Source organism: Paeniglutamicibacter selenitireducens (assembly GCF_051550675.1).
Lineage (GTDB): Bacteria > Actinomycetota > Actinomycetes > Actinomycetales > Micrococcaceae > Paeniglutamicibacter.
This window is the reverse complement of sequence record NZ_JBPULF010000007.1, coordinates 45,906-63,874: the sequence shown is the minus strand read 5'-3', so window position 1 is coordinate 63,874 and position 17,969 is coordinate 45,906. Positions and strand designations below refer to the sequence as shown.

Here is a 17,969-nt window from a genome sequence, read left to right as displayed (position 1 = left end):
CACTGCCCGAAGCCCGGCGCATTTGCACGTCGCGGGGAGCTGGACCGCGTTAGGAACTGATCCCGGCCGCGTCGCTGGGCAGCAGGGAATCCTTGACGGTCCCCTCGTTGAAGATGAGGAAGCAGGCAACCTTGCGGTCGCCCTTGTTCCAGGTTCCCTTCGAAGGGTGGGAGAAGTGGTAGGACCAGGCGGAGTCGATCGAGCTTTCCGGACCGAGGGTCACCGACTTGCACAAGGCTTCGGAACGGCCGGGCATCTGCTCCGCACCCGGGAACTCCGCCTCGGTGATCTCGAATGAGCCGATCATCTGGGCATTGTGCGACGTCGCGCACGTAACAATCGTGACGGGTTCGAGGGCCGTCTTGAATCCCTGGAGGCAGTCGCCCACCGACAGCTGCTCCGGGGGCACGCCCAGCGCGATGATGCCGTCGAGACCCGGTGACGGGTTCCTTGACACTGGCGCGGCGGCACCGGTGTCGCCAACGGTTCCGAAGATTTTCTCCCTGCCGAAGAGAAAAATCAGCGCGATGCCAACTATCGCGACCAGTGCCCACAATGACGAGGATTGCCACCACGGACGTTTCCGGGGCCGGGGCCTGAGCGCCGGCAACGCGGCTTTTCCCTCGGGGGGAGGCGGTACTGACACGGAAGCTCCCTACTCGGCTACAGTCGACTTGGTGGACAAATTAATACTCTACCGGCAGAACCCGGGTTGCGGGCAGGCACTCGTCGCCGAATCATGTTAACCTTGAATCACGAAAGAATTAGTCACATATTCTGGGGCCTCCGCCTAACACGGTAGGACCACCTCCAGATCTACTGAAAAAAGGGGGTCACGCCATGGGGCGCGGCCGTCAGAAGGCAAAAGCGACACGACAGGCCAGGGACATTAAGTATTTCTCCCCGGCCACTGATTTGTCAGCCTTGGAACGCGAGCTTGGAAAGACGCGTGGTCCTAGTACCGCGACACCAAGCCCTGTCGAAGTACCTTACGAGTCCGATTATTCGGATTACGAGGATACGTACGCAGACGACGACGATGAGGACGACCAACGGCGCATCAGCTGATGCGCCGACTCCCTGAAGTGATCACTGAGACATCAGCGGTCGTGGTTTTTCCAGTACGTGAGCATGAAGACCGTGGCCACCACACAGAACCTGTGTTGGTGACCGCGGTCTTTGTCGTGCCAGCAAGGAGGACGCAACGATGAACCACGAAGGCAAGCTCGGGATCGAAATGGCCCATCGCTCGGCGCTTCGATCCATCGAGCGCGTGGTCGACGAGATCGCGCCGTTGCAGGACCCGGACGTGGCGCAGGCCGGAATCCGCCGGATGCTGGAACACGAGTCGGTCCTCGTGCTGACCGGGGCGGGAGTCTCGACGGACTCGGGGATCCCGGACTACCGTGGGCCCCGTGGTTCATTGCTGCGGCACCGCCCGATGACCTACCAGGAGTTCCTGCACGACCCCGAGGCCCGGCACCGCTACTGGGCACGCAGTTTCGTGGGGTGGCGGCACATGGACAGGATGGCGACGAACCCCATCCACCACCTCCTGGCACGGTGGGAGGACTCGGGGAGAATCAACGGCATCGTCACCCAGAACGTCGACGGGCTGCACAAGGCCGCAGGCTCCCGGACCGTCGTTGCGCTGCACGGCGACATGGAAGACATCAGCTGCCTGAACTGCGGCGCGACAGAGAACCGGCGCGCCTTCGGCGAGCGGCTGCAGCAGGCAAACCCGGGCTTCATTGAGCGTGTCGACCTGGATCCCTCGCTGGTGAACCCCGACGGGGACGTCACCCTCGATGCGAAGCACGTCGCTGAGTTCACCATGGTTGGTTGCCTGGTGTGCGGTTCCGAAAAGCTCAAGCCAAACGTCGTCTACTTCGGTGAGAATGTTCCTGCCGAACGCAAGGACCGGATCAAGGAACTCGAGGCCGCATCCACTGGCCTGTTGGTCATCGGCTCCTCGCTGGCGGTGATGAGCGGCTACAAGATGCTGCTCGATGCCAAGGCCGCGGGCAAGCCCGTGGGAATCATCAACGGCGGACCCACGCGAGGAGACGCCAAGGCGGACTACCGCTGGCGTACCGACATCGCGCAGGCGCTGGTGCTGCTTGACGCACCGCATCCGGAGGACCCCGCCGCCCACGCGCGGCACCTCCCCATGTAGGCCAGGCCCAGCAGCCTGGTGCCCTTGGGACCCTTGTTAAGCAGTGAAGGACCGCACCCCAGGGGTGCGGTCCTTCACTGCTTAGCGTGCGGAGGCTAGCCGGCGAAGGTGCCGCGCATCAGCACCGCGCCGCCGTCAACGCCCTTGGCGCCCTGGACGTAGTCCAGGCCGGCGGTCTTGGCTTCCTCGGTCACCGCACCGACGGTGCCCATGACCCACGAGTTCATGCCGCGGGCGGTCAGACGGGACAGCGCCGCGTCGGCGATCGAGGCGTCGACGATGGCGACCATGCCCACGCCAAGGTTCAGCGTGCGCTCCAGGTCCGGCTGCGGCACGGAGCCGAGCTCGGAGATGACCTTGAAGACGGCCGGCAGTTCCCAGCTGTTGCGTTCCACGGTGGCCATCAGGCCCTGCGGCAGCACGCGGGCCAGGTTGGCGGCCAGGCCGCCGCCAGTGACGTGGCTGAAGCCATGCACGTTGATGGCGCCGTCGACGTTGAACGCGCGGACCAGGTCCAGGCAGTCCAGCGTGTAGATGCGGGTCGGTTCCAGCAGTTCCTCGCCCAGGGTGCGGCCGAATTCCGGAACGTGGCGGTCAAGGGCCCAGCCGGCGTGCGCCACGACGCTGCGCACCAGCGAGTAGCCGTTGGAGTGGATGCCTGAGGCGGACATGCCGATGATGACGTCGCCGTCCTTGACGCGGTCCGGGCCCAGCAGGCCGTCGGCCTCGACGATGCCGGTTGCGGCACCGGCGACGTCGTACTCGTGCTCACCCAGCAGGCCCGGGTGCTCGGCGGTTTCGCCGCCAACCAGCGCGGTGCCGGCGATCTGGCAGCCTTCGGCGATGCCGCGGACGATGTCGGCGATGCGCTCCGGGACGACCTTGCCGCAGGCGATGTAGTCGGTCATGAACAGCGGCTCGGCACCGACGACAACGATGTCGTCGACGACCATGCCGACCAGGTCGTGGCCGATGGTGTGGTGGATGTCCATGGCCTGGGCGATGGCTACCTTGGTCCCGACGCCGTCGGTGGAGGTTGCCATCAGCGGCTTCTTGTAGGACAGGAACTTCGAGGCGTCGTAGAGGCCGGCGAATCCGCCCACCCCGCCGATGACGTTGGAGTTGTGGGTTGCCTTGATGGCACCCTTCATGAGTTCGACGGCACGGTCTCCGGCCTCGACATCGACACCGGCCGAAGCGTAGGTGATTCCGGAATTCTCAGGGGTGGCGCTTGTCATCTCTGATGTGTCCTTTACTTAGTTGCTCGGTGTTTTGTCTGCGTCGGAGAGCGTGGACTCGAACTCCGAATCCGGGCCCGGCTCACATCCCGCCTGGTTGCTTCGTTCAAGCAGGTTCTTGCCCCGGAGTGCGGAGGCGGGGAGGGCGATCGGGTATTCGCCGGTGAAGCAGGCGGTGCACAGGCGCTCGCGCGGCTGCTTGGTGGCACCGATCATGCCGTCCTCGGAAATGTAGGCCAGGGAATCGGCGCCGATGGACTTGCCGATCTCCTCGACGGCTGCGCCGTTGGCGATCAGCTCCGCGCGGGTGGCGAAGTCGATGCCGTAGAAGCAGGGCCACTTGACCGGCGGGGAGGAGATCTTCACGTGGACCTCGGCGGCACCGGCCTCGCGCAGCATGCGCACCACGGCGCGCTGGGTGTTGCCGCGGACGATCGAGTCATCGACGACGACCACGCGCTTGCCCTTGATGACGGGCTCCAGCGCGTTGAGCTTGAGCTTGATGCCCAGCTGGCGCAGTGTCTGCGACGGCTGGATGAAGGTGCGTCCGACGTAGGCGTTCTTCACGAAGCCGTGGGCGAACGGGATCCCCGATTCCTCGGCGTAGCCGATGGCCGCCGGGGTGCCCGATTCAGGGACTGGGATGACGATGTCCGCCTCGGCGGAGTTTTCGCGGGCCAGCTGGCGGCCCATCTCCACGCGGGACTCGTACACCGAGCGGCCGTTGATCGAGGCATCGGGGCGGGCCAGGTACACGTACTCGAAGACGCAGCCGGCCGGGGTTGCCTCGCCGAAGCGCTGCGAGCGGATGCCGTCCTCGTCGATGGCGATGAATTCGCCCGGTTCGATCTCGCGGATGAAGCTGGCGCCAACGGTGGCCAGTGCGGCCTGTTCGGAGGCCACGACCCACCCGCGGTCCAGGCGGCCGAGCACCAGCGGACGCACGCCGAAGGTGTCGCGGGCCGCGTAGAGGGTGTTTTCGTTCATGAAGACGAAGCAGAAGGCACCCTGGAGCTTGGGCAGCAGGTCGAGTGCAGTCTCTTCGAGGGTCTGTCCCTCGCCGCCGGAAAGCAGCGCCGTCACCAGTGCGGTGTCGGTGGTGTTGCCCTGGGCGATCTCGCCGCGGACCTTTTCGCCGGACGCGGCGTGCCGGGCGTTGACCATGTCCATGAGTTCGGCCGAGTTGGTCAGGTTGCCGTTGTGGGCCAGGGCCACGGTGCCCGAGTTGGTCGGGCCGAGGGTCGGCTGGGCGTTGGCCCAGTGGCTTGCGCCGGTGGTCGAGTATCGGCAGTGGCCGATGGCCAGGTGGCCCGCCATCGAGTTCAGCGTGTTCTCGTCGAACACCTGCGAGACAAGCCCCATGTCCTTGTAGACATTGATTCGCTGTCCGTCACTCGTGGCCAAGCCGGCCGATTCCTGCCCGCGGTGCTGCAGCGCATAGAGACCGTAATAGGTCAGCTTCGCCACTTCTTCGCCGGGAGCCCAAACGCCGAAGACACCGCATTCATCCTGCGGGCCCTTCTCGTCGGGCAAGAGATCATGATTTAGGTTTCCGTCACCACGCGCCATAGAAATTATTCTCTCACGAGACGAGGGTCATGTTTTGCGCGAAAAGTCGCACAAAAGGCGCTTCTAGCGGTGTTCTGGGTCACCAGTGGGCACTGCCACGGTGCGACGGCCGCGCTTGCGTGTGACGCGATCCACAATCAAAAAAACAATACCGGCCAGTAGCACTCCGACGATGGCGAAACCCACGGACAGGAAGCCCGCAACCGAGCCGCGCGAGAAGTCGGCGGACTCGGGGCCGCTGTAGGCGGAGATGAAGGCGGCGATGACGCCGACAAGTGCCCCGACACCCATGAAGGGCCAGAACTTGGGCGCCGAGTGGACGACCACCTCGATGTTTTCCGAAGGCGTCGATCCTGGGGTTGGCTCTGCGGGTTGCTGCGTCGGTTCCATACCCTCAAGGGTACTAAACCAGCGGCAACTCGCCCGCCAGGTCCGCCCGCAGGCCCGAGGCCGTGACCTTTCCCGTGGCCAGTGCGGCCTCCCACGAGATCCTCCCGCTGACCAGCGACAGCCACATGTCCGCCGGCAGCTCGATGACGTTCGGGGGAGTGCCCCGGGTATGCCGCGGGCCCGGGATGCACTGGGTGACGCCGAAGGGCGGGACCCTGACCTCCACGGAGTTGCCCTCGGCACGGCTTGCCAGTTCCTCAAGGGCGTAGCGCACGGCCATGGCAACGGCCGGGCGCGGCAGAGCGGCCCGAGCTGCGTCGTCCGCGGCGTTGATCCAACGCTGCAGTGCCGCGCGTCCCTCGGCCGGGTCGATGCGTCGCTTGATGGCCATGGCGGATCAGCCCAGCAGTTCCGCAACGCCGTCGGCCAGGCGCACCGAGCCGACGGGTTCGCCCCCGCCCAGGACCGGGCGGGTGACCTTGGGGAGGATGCCTGCCAGCTGGCCGGCGGTGATGGCGCCGGCGCGCTCCAGCATGGTCAGGCCCAGCATGTCGGTGCCGCGGCCGGAGCCGTCGAGCATCTTCACTGCCACGGCGATCCCGTTCGGGGCCGCGAGCACCAACACGCCCTCGGCGCCCAGTTTCGCCAGGACGCCCAGCTCCTCCATGACCACGGTGTTGGGCAGGTCGTGGCCCTGCACGGCCCACGGGTAGTCGAGCATCGCCGTGGCGATGGTGGCTGCCCGCGCCTCCGAGTGCTTGTCGCCCGGGGCCTGGGCCAGCTTCGAGGCGGCGCGGGCCAGGCCAGCCAGCGTGATGGCCGGAACCGGTGCCCCGCAGCCGTCGACGCCCAGGTGGGAGATCTTTTCGCCCGCGTACTGCTCGATCACCTCGATGACCCGGCGCTGCACGGGATGTTCGGGGGAGAGGTAGGTTTCGGTGTCCCAGCCGTTCTCGGTGCAGGCCCAGAGGAAGGCGGCGTGCTTGCCCGAGCAGTTGAAAGCGACCTTCGACTTGCCTTCGCCATCGAGCACCGTGTCAACGCGCGTCCCCTCGTGGGCCGGCCAGGCGCTCGGGCATTGCAGGGCTGCTTCGTCAAGGCCGGCCTTGTGGAGCATGACCTTGGCCAGCTCCATGTGCTCGGCACTGCCGATGTGGCTGGCGCAGGCCAGGGCCACCTCTGCCCCGCGCAGCGGGACCCCGCTCTGCATCGAGGCCAGGGCCTGGAACGGCTTGAGCGAGGAACGCGGGTAGAGCAGCCCCTGCTGGTCCCCGAGCGCGGAAACGATGTTCCCCGAGGCGTCCACGGCCACCGCTGCGCCGCGGTGGCGCGATTCGACGAACCCGTTGCGTTCGACGACGACGAGCTCCACGGCCTGGGAAGGAAGTAAGGTTTCGGGCATTTGTTCAGTTTACGGGCTGTGCCCTGTGTAACAGCGCAACGACGAAGTCCGAGTCCGCCTCGAAATGCCGCATGTCCCACCCGGCAAACCGGGCGCTGAACGCGAGGCCCGCGGCCGCCGCGTCGGCCTCGAAGTCCTCCAGTGCGTAACCCTTGCGCAGCGAGAACCCGACGGCCAGGCGCCCGCCCGGGGCCAGGTGGGCGGCGAGCGATTCCAGCACGGCGGCGGTGCTCCCGGGGGCCACGAATGCCAAAACGTTCCCCGCGGCGAGTACGACGTCGAAACGCTCCGGGTTGCCGTCCGCATCGCGCAGCCGAAAAGCCGCCAGGTCAGCGTGTTCCCAGCGCGAACCGGGGAAGTCCAGGCGGGCCTGGGCCAGCAGTTCGCCGTCGAGGTCCACGCCGGTGACCAGGTGGGACCGCGCCGCAAGCTCGCCGCCGACGCGTCCGGTGCCGCAGCCGGCGTCAAGCACGCGGGCCCCGCGGGGCAGCAGCGCGTCGATGAACCGCGCCTCGCCGTGCAGGTCGGCGCCCTCGGCACGCAGTCTCGCGAAGCGCTCGATGTACTCCCGCGCCTGCCCCGGGTTGCCGCGCGCCTGCCTGTCCCACAATGTTTCGCCACTCATGCCACCGAGCATATGCCCGGCGGGAAGCCGGTGCGCGACGCCGAATGCGTCGGGGCGAGGACTTCGGGAAGCCACCGCGGCGCCAAAACCGGTAGGCTTGAGCCTCGTGAAGGTACTGGTTATTGGCCCCGGCGGCCGCGAACATGCACTGATCCGCGCACTGGCTGCGGACCCCTACGTCACCGACCTGCATTGCGCACCCGGCAATGCCGGAATCTCGCGCGATGTCCCGACCCATGACATCGACGCGCAGGACCCCGCAGCAGTGGTGGCCCTGGCCCGCGAGCTCGGCTCGGACCTGGTCGTCGTCGGCCCCGAAGCGCCCTTGGCCGCGGGTGTCTCCGACGCGCTGATCGCGGCGGAAATCCCGGTCTTCGGCCCGACCAAGGCGGCCGCCCAGCTGGAGGCCTCCAAGGCCTTCGCCAAGAACGTGATGGCAGAGGCCGGGGTCCCCACGGCCATGGCACGCGTCGCCACCACCACGCAGGAGGCGGCCGACGCGCTTGACACCTTCGGCGCCCCCTACGTCGTGAAGGACGACGGGCTCGCCGCGGGCAAGGGCGTCGTTGTCACCTCCGACCGCGCAGAGGCCCTGGCCCACGCCGAGACCTGCTTCGAGGCCGGCGGCACCGTCGTCATCGAGGAATTCCTCGACGGCCCGGAGGTTTCCCTCTTCGTCATCTGCGACGGCACCCACGCCGTCCCGCTGGCACCGGCCCAGGACTTCAAGCGCATCTTCGACAACGACGAGGGACCGAACACCGGCGGCATGGGCGCCTACTCGCCACTGCCGTGGCTGCCCGCCGGCTTCGTCGAGACGGTCATGGAACGCGTCGCCTACCCGACGCTGCGCGACATGGAATCCCGCGGCACCCCCTTCACCGGCGTGCTCTACTGCGGCCTGGCCATCACCTCCCGCGGAATCCGCGTGATCGAATTCAACGCCCGCTTCGGCGACCCGGAAACCCAGGCCGTGCTGGCACGCCTGAAGACCCCGCTCGGCGGGCTGCTGCTGGCGGCCGCCAAGGGCGAGCTCGACGACGCCGAGCAGCTGCGCTGGCGCCCGGAGACCGCCGTCGGCGTGGTCATGGCAGCAGCCAACTACCCGGACGCCCCGGTCAAGGGAGCCGCCATCAAGGGCATCGACGCCGCGGAGGCCATCGAGGACGTCTCGGTGCTGCACGCCGGCACCACCGGCAACGAGGCGGGGGACGTGATCGTCTCCGGCGGCCGCGTGCTGGCCGTCGTCGGCCTGGGCGCCGACCTGCATGCCGCACGCGACAAGGCCTACGCCGGAGTCGCAGCCATCTCCTGGGACGGTGCCCAGCACCGGACCGACATCGCGCTGAAGGCCGCCAACGGCCTGATCAGCGTCTCGGAAGGAACCAACTAAATGTCAGGCCTGCAAACCGAAACCCTGGAACTGCCGGGCTGGACGCACTTCTACTCCGGCAAGGTGCGCGACCTGTACGTGCCGGCCGGATCCACCTTCGCGGAGACCGACCGCGTGCTGGTTGTCGCGTCCGACCGCATCAGCGCCTACGACTACGTGCTGACCTCCGAGATCCCGGACAAGGGCAAGGTGCTCACGCAGCTGAGCCTGTGGTGGTTCGACCAGCTGGCCGAGATCCCCAACCACGTGGTCTCCACCGACGTCCCGGAGGCCGTTGCCGGCCGCGCGATGGTCTGCAAGAAGCTGGACATGTTCCCGATCGAGTGCATCGCCCGCGGCTACCTGACGGGTTCCGGCCTGGCCGAGTACAAGGTCAGCCAGACCGTGTGCGCGCTGCCGCTGCCCGCCGGCATGGTCGACGGCTCCAAGCTCGACCCGGCGATCTTCACCCCCTCGGCCAAGGCCGAGGTCGGCGAGCACGACGAGAACATCACGTTCGAGGAAACTGCCGCACGCATCGGCGGCCAGCAGGCCGCGGACCTGCGCGACGCCACGCTGGCCCTCTACACGCGCGCCGAGGAGATCGCCCGCACCCGCGGCATCATCCTGGCCGACACCAAGGTCGAGTTCGGCATCGACCCGGCCACCGGCCGCATCACCCTGGGCGACGAGGTGCTCACCCCGGACTCCTCGCGCTTCTGGGACGCCGAGACCTACGCACCGGGGAAGGCCCAGGCCTCGTTCGACAAGCAGTTCGTCCGCGACTGGCTGACCAGCGACGCATCGGGCTGGGACAAGAACTCGGGACAGGAGCCGCCGGCCCTGCCCGCCGAGGTCATCGAGCGCACCCGCGCACGCTACATCGAGGCGTACGAGCGCCTGACGGGCCTGGCCTTCAGCGCCTAGCCGCCCGCACGGGGGGAGGCCCCGGGAACGCACTTGAACTGCGGTCCCGGGGCCTTCGTCGTTCCCGGGGTTGGCCCCGTGTTGGTTCTTCGCCCCTCAGGCGACGAGCGACGCGACGGACAGCATGAAACAGGGCAGCAGGTTCGCAACGACGGCCGTTGCCCAAAAAGCCCTGCCGGAGGTGACGGCCCGCGGGCGCAGCCAGCGGTTCACCATCCACCACACCAGAACCGACGCCGCAATGGCGGGTCCGAACGCCACCAGCGCGGGGAAGATCCCGTCGTTTTCCGTGGGATCGCGCTGCGTCAGGCCGAGTGCCTCCAGCGGCCAGCTGGCGGCGATGTACCAGGCCATGAAGAGGGGAACGATCCCGGGGATGCCCAGCAGCACGTTGACGCAGGCAACCGCCCACGGGTGCACCTGGACCTGGGAGGTGAGCGCGTATTTTTGCCTGATTCGGGTGCCTCGGTTCGTGAATGTCGTTCCGGTATCAGACCAGCGAGTCGCGCCAGGCCTTGTGCAGTGCCGCGAATCGGCCGTCCCCGCTGGAGAGCTCGGCGGGGGAGCCGTCCTCCACGACCTTGCCGTCATGCACCACCAGCACCCGGTCCGCGATCTGGACCGTGGAGAGGCGGTGCGCGATGATCAGCGCGGTGCGGTTGCCCAGCAGCGTCTGCAGGCCCCGCTGGACCGCGCGCTCGGAGGGGATGTCCAGCGAGCTGGTGGCTTCGTCGAGGATCAGCACGGCCGGGTCGGCCAGGAAGGCGCGCGCGAAGGAAATCAGCTGGCGCTGGCCGGCGGAGACGCGCCCGCCGCGCTTGTTGACATCCGTCTCGTAGCCCTCGGGCAGCGCGTTGATGAACTCGTGGGCACCCACGGCACGGGCCGCAAGGACGATCTCCTCGCGGCTTGCCCCCGGTTTGCCCAGTGCGATGTTCTCCGCGACGGTTCCCGAGAAGAGGAAGGACTCCTGGGTCACCATCACCACGTGGCGGCGCAGGTCGTCGTTGGCGAGCTCGTCGATCCGGACGCCGTCCAGGGTCAGCGAGCCCGAGCGCAGGTCGTAGAACCTGGCGATCAGCTTGGCCAGCGTCGACTTGCCGGCGCCGGTCTGCCCGACCACCGCGACGGTCTGCCCGGCGGGGATGTCCAGGTCGAACCTGTCCATCACGACGGGGCCGTCGCCGTAGCCGAAGACCGCGTCCTTGAACTCCAGGTGGCCGGTGACCCGGCCCAGCGGGCGGGGCTTGGCCGGCTCCACGACCGTCGGTTCCTCCTCGAGCAGGCCGGAGACCTTCTCCAGTGCGGCGGTCGCCGCCTGCAGCGAGGAGTAGAACATGGCGATGTTCTCGACCGGCTGGAAGACGCGCTTGGTGGCCAGCAGCAGTGCGACAAGGACGCCGACGGCCAGCGTGCCGTCGATGACGCGGAAGCCGCCCCAGGCCAGCACGGCCGCCATGTTGAGCCCGCCGATCAGCACGAGTCCGGGCTGCAGCACCCCGAAGAGGTTGATGGAGCGGATCGAGTTGTCGCGGTATTCGCCGGCGACCTTCGCGTAGTTCGCGTCGTTGGAGGCTTCCTTGCGGAACGCCTTGACGGCGCGGATGCCGGTCATGGTTTCCACGAACGTGCTGATGATCCGGGCGGAGACGACCCGGGATTCGCGGTAGACGGTTTCCGAGCGGCGCTGGTACCAGCGGAAGAGCAGGGTGATGGGAACCAGCGCTGCAACGACCACCAGGCCGCTGCGCCAGTCCAGCAGGAAGATGGAGACCAGCGTGAAGACCACGAACACGCTGGAGGAGACGAGCTCGGAGATGCCCTGGTCCAGCAGCTCGCGCAGGGTTTCCAGGTCGGAGGTCTGCCGCGAGATGATGCGGCCCGAGGTGTAGCTTTCGTGGAACTCCAGGCTCAGCCGCTGGGTGTGCCTGAACACGCGCAGGCGCAGGTCAAGGAGCATTGCCTGGGAGATCCGGGCGGTGCACACCACGTACCAGCCGAGCAGGCTTCCGGCCAGGATGGCGCTGGCCAGGTAGACCCCGCCGGTGAGGCCCAAGGCTGCAAGGTTGCCGTTGCGGACCTGCGGCAGGCCCCAGTCGATGGCCCAGGCGATGATCAGCGGGAAGGACGCGCTGGCCGCGTTGGACACGACGACCAGCAGGAGCGTCAGGGCGAGCATCGGCTTCTGCTTGCCGGCCAGCAGGGCCAGCAACCGCCACGACCTGGCACGGACCCGCGCCCGCTCGGACTTCGAGAGGGTGATGGCGTCCTCGTTGGACACACCCGTGTTTTGGCTCATGTCCCTTACGCTTCCTGGTTCAGGTGGTCGGCGGATTCTTCCTCGAGGCTGGCTATCACAAACCTGTAGTGCTCGTTGCGCCCCAGCAACTCGGAGTGGGTTCCCACGTCGTCGATGGCCCCGTCGCGCAGCAGCGCCACGCGGTCGGCCAGGGCCACGGTGGAGGGCCGGTGGGCCACGATCAGCGTGGTGGTTCCGGCCAGCGTGAGGCGCAGGCGTTCGGTCACGGCCTCCTCGGTGCGGACATCCAGCGCCGAGAGCGGGTCGTCGAGGACCAACACCCGTGGCTTCGCGGCGATGGCGCGGGCCAACGCGATGCGCTGGCGCTGCCCGCCGGAGAGCGAGAGGCCCTCCTCGCCGATGACGGTGTCCAAGCCCTGGGGCAGCTCGCGGGCAAAACCTGCCTGTGCCGTGTCGAGGGCCTCGTCGAGCAGCGCCTGCGCCTGAGCGGCAGGCAGTTCCGGCGCGCCGAGCAGGACGTTCTCGCGGATGGAGGAGGAGAACAGGATGGTGTCCTCGAACGCGACGGCGACCTCGCGGCGCAGCTCCGTGAGATCCCACTGGCGGACGTCGATCCCGTCGATGAGCACCGAGCCGCCTGTCACTTCGTACAGGCGCGGGACCAAGTGCAGGAGCGTTGACTTGCCTGTGCCCGTCATCCCGACCAGCGCCATGGTCTCCCCGGGCTCGACGTCGAGGTCGATCCGCTGCAGGACCGGCGTGCTCTCGGCCGTCGCGTCGGGGAAGCGGAACTCGACCTGCCGCAGTTCCAGGTGGCCGCGCGGATCGTCGGGAACCAGCGGGTTCGCGGGGGAGGCGATGGTGTTGGGGGTGTCCATGACCTCGAAGTGGCGGTCAAGGGCCGTCTTGGTGGTCAGCGTCATGCCCAGGAGCATGCCCATGCCCTCGACGGGTCCGGCGAGCACCGCGGCGGTGGCGAAGTACGCGACCAGTGCCCCGACGCTCAGCTGCCCCTCCGCAGTGAGCCACAGTCCTGCGACAAGGCCCGCTGCGAGGGTGATCTCCGGGATGGAAACGACTAGGAAGAGGAAGTTGCCCAGGGTCTTGGCCTTGACGATTTCGGTGTCGCGCAGCTGCTTGGCACGGTCCTGGAAACCGTCGTACATGTGTTTGCCGCGGCCGAAGGCCTTGATCACGCGGATGCCGTGGACCGATTCCTCCACCGCGGTGGCGAGGTCGCCGGCCTGGTCCTGGCTGAGCCGGCTGGCGGCGCGGAAGCGGTTCCGGAAGTGGAAGGCCCGGATGGCAATCGGGATGGCTCCGGCAAGGTAAATGGTTCCCAGGATCCAGCTGCTGGAGAACATCAGGACCACGCCGGTTGCGACGGTCACCGTGGCCACCACGAGCATCAATGCGCCGAAGGCAAGCCAGCGCCGGAGCAGGTTGAGGTCGGACATGGAGCGGGAAAGCAGCTGTCCAGATCCCCACCTGTCATGGAATGCGACGGGCAGCTGCTGCAGGTGCTCGTAGAAGCGCACGCGCATCTGGGTCTCGAGCCGTGCCGCGGGGGTGATCACGAACTGGCGGCGCAGGAAGACCAGGACGGCCTCCAGGACGCCGAGCCCGGCGACCAGGGCCACGGCCAGCCATACGCTGCCGCTTGCCCCGGCCGGGTGCAGCACGTTGTTGACCAGCCAGGCAAGGACCTGGGGGATGGTCAGTGCGATGATTCCCGCTCCGAGGGCACAGAGGAACCCGAGGGACAGCCGCGGCAGGATCGGTTTGACGAAGGGGGCCAGCCTGGCAAACGTCTGGCGCAGCGTGGGCACCCCCGACGGCGATGCATGCCCCTGTGGTACTGCCACTTTTCCGACCCCATTCCACCGCACACGTCACTGACTAGTGATTACGTTACCGCTATTGGTTGGGAAAATTCAATCGGAGCGAAGTGGTGTGGGTGGGCTCAGGCCTTGGCGGTCAAGGTGAACAGGACGGCCTCAGGAGGGCAGGCAACGCGGATGGGCGTGAAGCGGGAAGTCCCAATGCCTGCCGAGACGTTGATCGGCGTGCTGCGACCCATGTGGTCCCAATAGGTCAGGCCACTGGCGCGCCAGGTGGGCAAGTCGCAATTTGTGACAAGTGCGCCGTAGCCCGGGATGCAGACCTGTCCGCCGTGGGTGTGCCCGGCGAAGACAAGATCGGCACCTTCGGCGGTGAACTTGTCCAGCGTTCGTTGGTATGGCGCATGGGCAAGGGCGATCCGAAGGTGCGGCGCCTGGTTGGACGTGGAGGAACCGGCCGGCCAACCGGCGTAGCGATCCAGCTCGATGTGCGGGTCATCGACACCCGTGAAGTCCAACCGCGTTCCGTTCACCGGCATCGAGTAGTGGCGGTTGGTCATGTTGACCCAGCCCGCGGCACCGAACGCGGCGTGCATGGCCTGCCACGGCAGCTGGTACTTAGGGGAGTTGCGCGGGGCGTCGGTGCGCTTCTTCAGGTACCGCAACGGGTTCTTGGGTCGCGGGCCGAAGTAGCAATTCGACCCCGGCACGAACGCCCCCGGGAAGGCCATCAACGGGCTCAGCGCCTCGAGCAGGGGTTCGAGGCCCTGCGAGTGGCCCAGGTTGTCGCCCGTGTTGATGACAAGGTCCGGTTGCAGTTCCGCCAGTGAGTGGAGCCAGCGGCGCTTGAGTTCCTGGTTCGGCACCATGTGGATGTCGGAGAGGTGCAGGATCCGGATCGGTGTGGAGCCGGGGGCGAGCAGGGGCAGGGATTCCTCCCGGATGCCGAAGCGGGTGGCCTCGCTCATCCCGTAACCTACCAGGACACCTGCACCTGCGGCTGCGGCTCCAACGGCCAAAGCGGCCCCACGCACAGTGCGTGAGACCGCTGAGGCCAGGCGATGGGTGTCCGCCATGTTGTTAGTCATTGCTCTTTGACGGCTTTCCGGATTCGGTGGGGTCTTCAGCCGTGGTTTTGGGCTTTGGCTTCTCCGAGGAATTTTCCTTGGCCGGCTTGTTGGCATTCGAGGAGTTGTCCCCCGAGCTGTCGGCCGAGTCGGACTGCTGGGAGTCACCCGAATCCGATGAGTCGCCCGAGCTCGACGTATCACTCGCGGTGTCCTGCTTTGGTTCGACCACCTTCTTGGGGGCCGAGCGTGCAGTGCCGAGGGACTGACGGTCGTACTGGGTCACAGCCTCTTCCATGAAGTCGACCCACAGCGGGGCGGCGTAGGTGGAGGAGTCGACCATTTGCGGGGCACGCTGGTCGTTGATGAGGGCCCCGTGCATCTGGTTTTGTGCCTCGCCGCCCTTGCCCTGCAGACGTCCAACCCAGGAAGCGGTCGAAATGCCGGTGCTGTAGCCAACGAACCACGTCGAAGAGGCGTAGTTGTTCGTACCGGTCTTGCCGGCGATCGGGCCTGGCACACGGCCCTTGGAAACTCGGGTCGTGGCGATCTTCTTCAAGGTGCCGTTGAGGTCCGAGACGTACTGCGGATCGATGACCTGTTCGCAGGACTTGCCCTTGACCTTGTACTTGTTGCCGTCCTTGTCGGTCACCGACTTCAGGGCGCGGGGTTCGCAGAACTCGCCCTGGTTGGCGAAGGCGGCGAACGCGGCGGCCTGGGAGAGCGGGGTGATGTTCTTTGCACCGATGATGAACGACGGGTTGTTGGGGGTGATCGGTGCGGGGCCGTCGGCGCCGTCCTGGTCGAGTACCCCGAGCTTGGTCATGTAGTCGCTAATGGTGCACAAGTCGACCTGCTTGGCCTCTTGGATGGTGGCGGAGTTGATCGACCAGTATAGGCCGGTGTCAACGCTCATGCTGCGGTAGAAGCCACGTGAAGCGTTCTTGGGCTCCCAAGGCTGGGAACCACCGGTGACGGTGTAGCCACCCGGAAGGCAGGATGCCTTCCACTTCTCGGTCGGAGCAAAGTACGGCTGCTTCGCATTGATCGTGTCGTACATCTTGTGGCCCTCGTCGAGCCACGCCAAGGTGGTGTAGGGCTTCATGGTCGAACCGCCTTGGAAGCCGCCGGCTCCACCCATGGATCGCTCAACAGCGAAGTTGTACATGGTGTAGCCGTTCTTGCCCTTGACGCTCGGTCCATAGGTGGTGTTCTGCGCCATGGTCAGGATGTTTCCGGTGCCGGGTTCCACGGAAACCAGCGAGGAGTACACATCGGTGTTGGACTTGGCCCGCGGGTCGATGGCGTTGCGCGCATCGCGTGCCGCCTTCTTGTTCAGCTTCGCGTCCAACGTGGTCTTGATCGTCAACCCACCACGGTACAGAAGGTTCTCTCGATCCTTCTTGGTCTTGCCGTAGGCGCTGTCCTTGGTGATCACCTGGGTGACGTAGTCACAGAAGTAGGCGTTCTCCTTGGCGGCAATGCAGCCGGACTTGGTTTCGCTGGGGTTCAGTTCAAGGCCGGACTTCACGGCCTTGTCGTATTCCTTCTGGTCGATGGCGCCGGTGCGCAGCATGGCAGCCAGCACGGTGTTGCGGCGCTTGATGCTCCGTTCCGGGTACTTTTCCGGGTTGTAGCCGTTTGGAAGCTGGACCATGCCCGCGAGCATGGCAGACTGCTGCAGGTCGAGGTCCTTGGCATCCACGGAGTAGAAGCGCTGCGCAGCAGCCTGGACGCCGTAGTTGCGTCCGGAGAACAGCACGAGGTTCAGGTAGCCCTCGAGGATCTCGTCCTTGGTCATTTCCTTTTCAATGGAAATTGCGAGCTTGGCCTCGCGGGCCTTGTCGGCAATGTCCTTGGTTCCGGAGATCGTCATCTCGGAGCGATCCACGCCGTTGACCGAGTCCGCGTTGATCAGCAGGTTGTTCACGTACTGCTGGGTGAGCGTCGATGCGCCCTGCTGCGAGGAACTGGTGAAGTTGTTCACCGCTGCGCGAGCGATACCGCGCATGTCGATTCCGTTGTGCTCGTAGAAACGCTCATCCTCGATCGCGACGATGGCCTTGCGCATCATCGGCGAAATGTCCTCGAGCTTTACCGGCTGGCGGTTTTCGGAGTAGAACGTCGCGATCGTCGAACCGTTCTTGTCAAGGATCTTGGACGGTTCTGCAATCGGCTCCTCTTTGAAGCTCGCGGGAAGGGCGTTGAAAATTTCCGACCCTGCCTTGGCGCCGCTGCCGGCAAAGGAAGCGACAGGAACCATGAGTCCTGCCGCCAGTACGCCACATAACGCGCTCACCCCAAAGAAGGCAACGATCTTGCCGAGGGTGGTAGCTGTATCAAAAAAAGGAGACTTTTTAGCTGCCATACCCACTAGTTTACAAGGACGCGCTAACGTATCGGTTATGACCAAATGGGAGTACGCCACTTTGCCGCTAATTATTCATGCCACGAAGCAGATCCTGGACCAGTGGGGAGAAGACGGCTGGGAGCTTGTCACCGTCGTCCCCGGACCCAACGGAAATGCACCGGTTGCTTACCTGAAGCGCCCCAAGGCCTAAGTACAGAAACGAGAAAAACCCATGCAAGAACAGACAACTTCAGCAGTAGAAGCACGCCTGGCCGAGCTCGGCTACGAGCTGCCGGCCGTTGCGGCGCCGGTTGCCGCCTACGTCCCGGCCATGGTCACCGGAAACCTGGTTTACACCTCCGGCCAGCTGCCGTTTATTAATGGTGAACTCACAGCCACAGGCAAGGTCGGTGCCGCCGTGTCCGCCGAGGTCGCAGCGGGCCAGGCGCAGGTGTGCGCACTGAACGCGTTGGCAGCGATCAAGGCCGTTATCGGCGACCTGGACCGCATCACCCGCATCGTGAAGGTCGTCGGATTCGTTTCGTCCGACCCGTCCTTCACCGGCCAGCCGGTCGTCATCAACGGTGCCTCCGAATTCCTCGGTGCCGTGCTCGGCGACAAGGGCGTCCACGCCCGCTCGGCCGTGGGCGTTGCAGCCCTGCCGCTGGATGCCCCGGTGGAAGTTGAACTGATTGCCGAGTTTGAATAATCAGCAAGATCCGAGTGGCCCCGTGAACGGCGTACCTGTGGTG

At 66.2% G+C, this 17,969-nt stretch carries 18 protein-coding genes; 6 read left to right on the top strand and 12 right to left on the bottom strand.

The window, feature by feature from the left end; genetic code table 11:
• Nucleotides 1-49 precede the first annotated feature (49 nt).
• On the bottom strand, nucleotides 50-646 hold the full coding sequence (locus ACSYDW_RS12955; protein WP_438339142.1) for a septum formation family protein: 597 nt from the start codon (nucleotides 644-646) through the stop codon (nucleotides 50-52).
• Nucleotides 647-840: 194 nt separating this feature from the next.
• On the opposite strand from ACSYDW_RS12955, the gene ACSYDW_RS12950 reads away from it, so the two are divergent.
• Nucleotides 841-1,068: a DUF3073 domain-containing protein gene (locus ACSYDW_RS12950; RefSeq protein WP_438339141.1), complete on the top strand. Its 228-nt coding sequence runs from the start codon at nucleotides 841-843 to the stop codon at nucleotides 1,066-1,068.
• Nucleotides 1,069-1,207: 139 nt separating this feature from the next.
• The gene (locus ACSYDW_RS12945) at nucleotides 1,208-2,176 is read left to right on the top strand and encodes a Sir2 family NAD-dependent protein deacetylase (RefSeq protein ID WP_438339140.1); all 969 of its coding nucleotides are present in this window, start codon (nucleotides 1,208-1,210) and stop codon (nucleotides 2,174-2,176) included.
• 95 nt (nucleotides 2,177-2,271) lie between these two features.
• On the opposite strand, the gene purM is transcribed toward ACSYDW_RS12945, so the two are convergent.
• The 6 genes from purM to ACSYDW_RS12915 all read right to left on the bottom strand — a co-directional run bounded on the left by purM (nucleotide 2,272) and on the right by ACSYDW_RS12915 (nucleotide 7,400).
• Nucleotides 2,272-3,414: a phosphoribosylformylglycinamidine cyclo-ligase gene (gene purM, locus ACSYDW_RS12940; protein WP_438339139.1), complete on the bottom strand. Its 1,143-nt coding sequence runs from the start codon at nucleotides 3,412-3,414 to the stop codon at nucleotides 2,272-2,274.
• 18 nt (nucleotides 3,415-3,432) lie between these two features.
• Entirely contained in the window at nucleotides 3,433-4,983 is a 1,551-nt protein-coding gene (gene purF, locus ACSYDW_RS12935; protein ID WP_438339138.1) for an amidophosphoribosyltransferase, read from the bottom strand.
• A 63-nt stretch (nucleotides 4,984-5,046) separates the two neighbouring features.
• A complete protein-coding gene (locus ACSYDW_RS12930) occupies nucleotides 5,047-5,373 on the bottom strand; it encodes a hypothetical protein (protein ID WP_438339137.1) in 327 nt (108 codons plus the stop codon).
• A gap of 13 nt (nucleotides 5,374-5,386) precedes the next feature.
• Nucleotides 5,387-5,764, bottom strand: coding sequence for a sterol carrier family protein (locus ACSYDW_RS12925; RefSeq protein ID WP_438339136.1), 378 nt, complete (start codon nucleotides 5,762-5,764; stop codon nucleotides 5,387-5,389).
• A 6-nt stretch (nucleotides 5,765-5,770) separates the two neighbouring features.
• Complete coding sequence (locus tag ACSYDW_RS12920; protein WP_438339135.1) at nucleotides 5,771-6,775, bottom strand: asparaginase; 1,005 nt, start codon at nucleotides 6,773-6,775, stop codon at nucleotides 5,771-5,773.
• A 4-nt stretch (nucleotides 6,776-6,779) separates the two neighbouring features.
• Entirely contained in the window at nucleotides 6,780-7,400 is a 621-nt protein-coding gene (locus tag ACSYDW_RS12915; protein ID WP_438339134.1) for a class I SAM-dependent methyltransferase, read from the bottom strand.
• Between the two features lie 106 nt (nucleotides 7,401-7,506).
• Here ACSYDW_RS12915 and purD point away from each other — a divergent pair, with 106 nt between their 5' ends.
• Both purD and ACSYDW_RS12905 read left to right on the top strand, forming a co-directional pair.
• Nucleotides 7,507-8,793, top strand: coding sequence for a phosphoribosylamine--glycine ligase (gene purD / locus ACSYDW_RS12910; protein WP_438339133.1), 1,287 nt, complete (start codon nucleotides 7,507-7,509; stop codon nucleotides 8,791-8,793).
• A complete protein-coding gene (locus ACSYDW_RS12905; protein WP_438339132.1) occupies nucleotides 8,794-9,699 on the top strand; it encodes a phosphoribosylaminoimidazolesuccinocarboxamide synthase in 906 nt (301 codons plus the stop codon).
• A 96-nt stretch (nucleotides 9,700-9,795) separates the two neighbouring features.
• Here the strand turns inward: ACSYDW_RS12905 and ACSYDW_RS12900 are convergent, their stop codons facing one another.
• The 5 genes from ACSYDW_RS12900 to ACSYDW_RS12880 all read right to left on the bottom strand — a co-directional run bounded on the left by ACSYDW_RS12900 (nucleotide 9,796) and on the right by ACSYDW_RS12880 (nucleotide 17,130).
• Nucleotides 9,796-10,119 carry a hypothetical protein gene (locus ACSYDW_RS12900; protein WP_438339131.1) on the bottom strand — a complete coding sequence of 108 codons (324 nt, stop codon included), beginning with the start codon at nucleotides 10,117-10,119 and terminating at the stop codon, nucleotides 9,796-9,798.
• Nucleotides 10,120-10,189: 70 nt separating this feature from the next.
• Nucleotides 10,190-11,998, bottom strand: a complete 1,809-nt coding sequence (locus ACSYDW_RS12895; protein WP_438339130.1) for an ABC transporter ATP-binding protein — start codon at nucleotides 11,996-11,998, stop codon at nucleotides 10,190-10,192.
• Nucleotides 11,999-12,003: 5 nt separating this feature from the next.
• A complete protein-coding gene (locus tag ACSYDW_RS12890) occupies nucleotides 12,004-13,788 on the bottom strand; it encodes an ABC transporter ATP-binding protein (RefSeq protein ID WP_438339282.1) in 1,785 nt (594 codons plus the stop codon).
• A gap of 134 nt (nucleotides 13,789-13,922) precedes the next feature.
• A complete protein-coding gene (locus ACSYDW_RS12885; RefSeq protein WP_438339281.1) occupies nucleotides 13,923-14,876 on the bottom strand; it encodes a metallophosphoesterase in 954 nt (317 codons plus the stop codon).
• 4 nt (nucleotides 14,877-14,880) lie between these two features.
• Nucleotides 14,881-17,130 (bottom strand): transglycosylase domain-containing protein, encoded by a 2,250-nt coding sequence (locus tag ACSYDW_RS12880; protein ID WP_438339129.1) that lies wholly within the window; start codon nucleotides 17,128-17,130, stop codon nucleotides 14,881-14,883.
• A 142-nt stretch (nucleotides 17,131-17,272) separates the two neighbouring features.
• Between ACSYDW_RS12880 and sp36 the strand changes: the two genes are divergently transcribed.
• Together sp36 and ACSYDW_RS12870 are read left to right on the top strand one after the other, a co-directional pair.
• Nucleotides 17,273-17,428 carry a Sp36 family protein gene (gene sp36, locus ACSYDW_RS12875; RefSeq protein ID WP_438339128.1) on the top strand — a complete coding sequence of 52 codons (156 nt, stop codon included), beginning with the start codon at nucleotides 17,273-17,275 and terminating at the stop codon, nucleotides 17,426-17,428.
• A gap of 21 nt (nucleotides 17,429-17,449) precedes the next feature.
• Complete coding sequence (locus ACSYDW_RS12870) at nucleotides 17,450-17,926, top strand: RidA family protein (protein WP_438339127.1); 477 nt, start codon at nucleotides 17,450-17,452, stop codon at nucleotides 17,924-17,926.
• Nucleotides 17,927-17,969 lie beyond the last annotated feature (43 nt).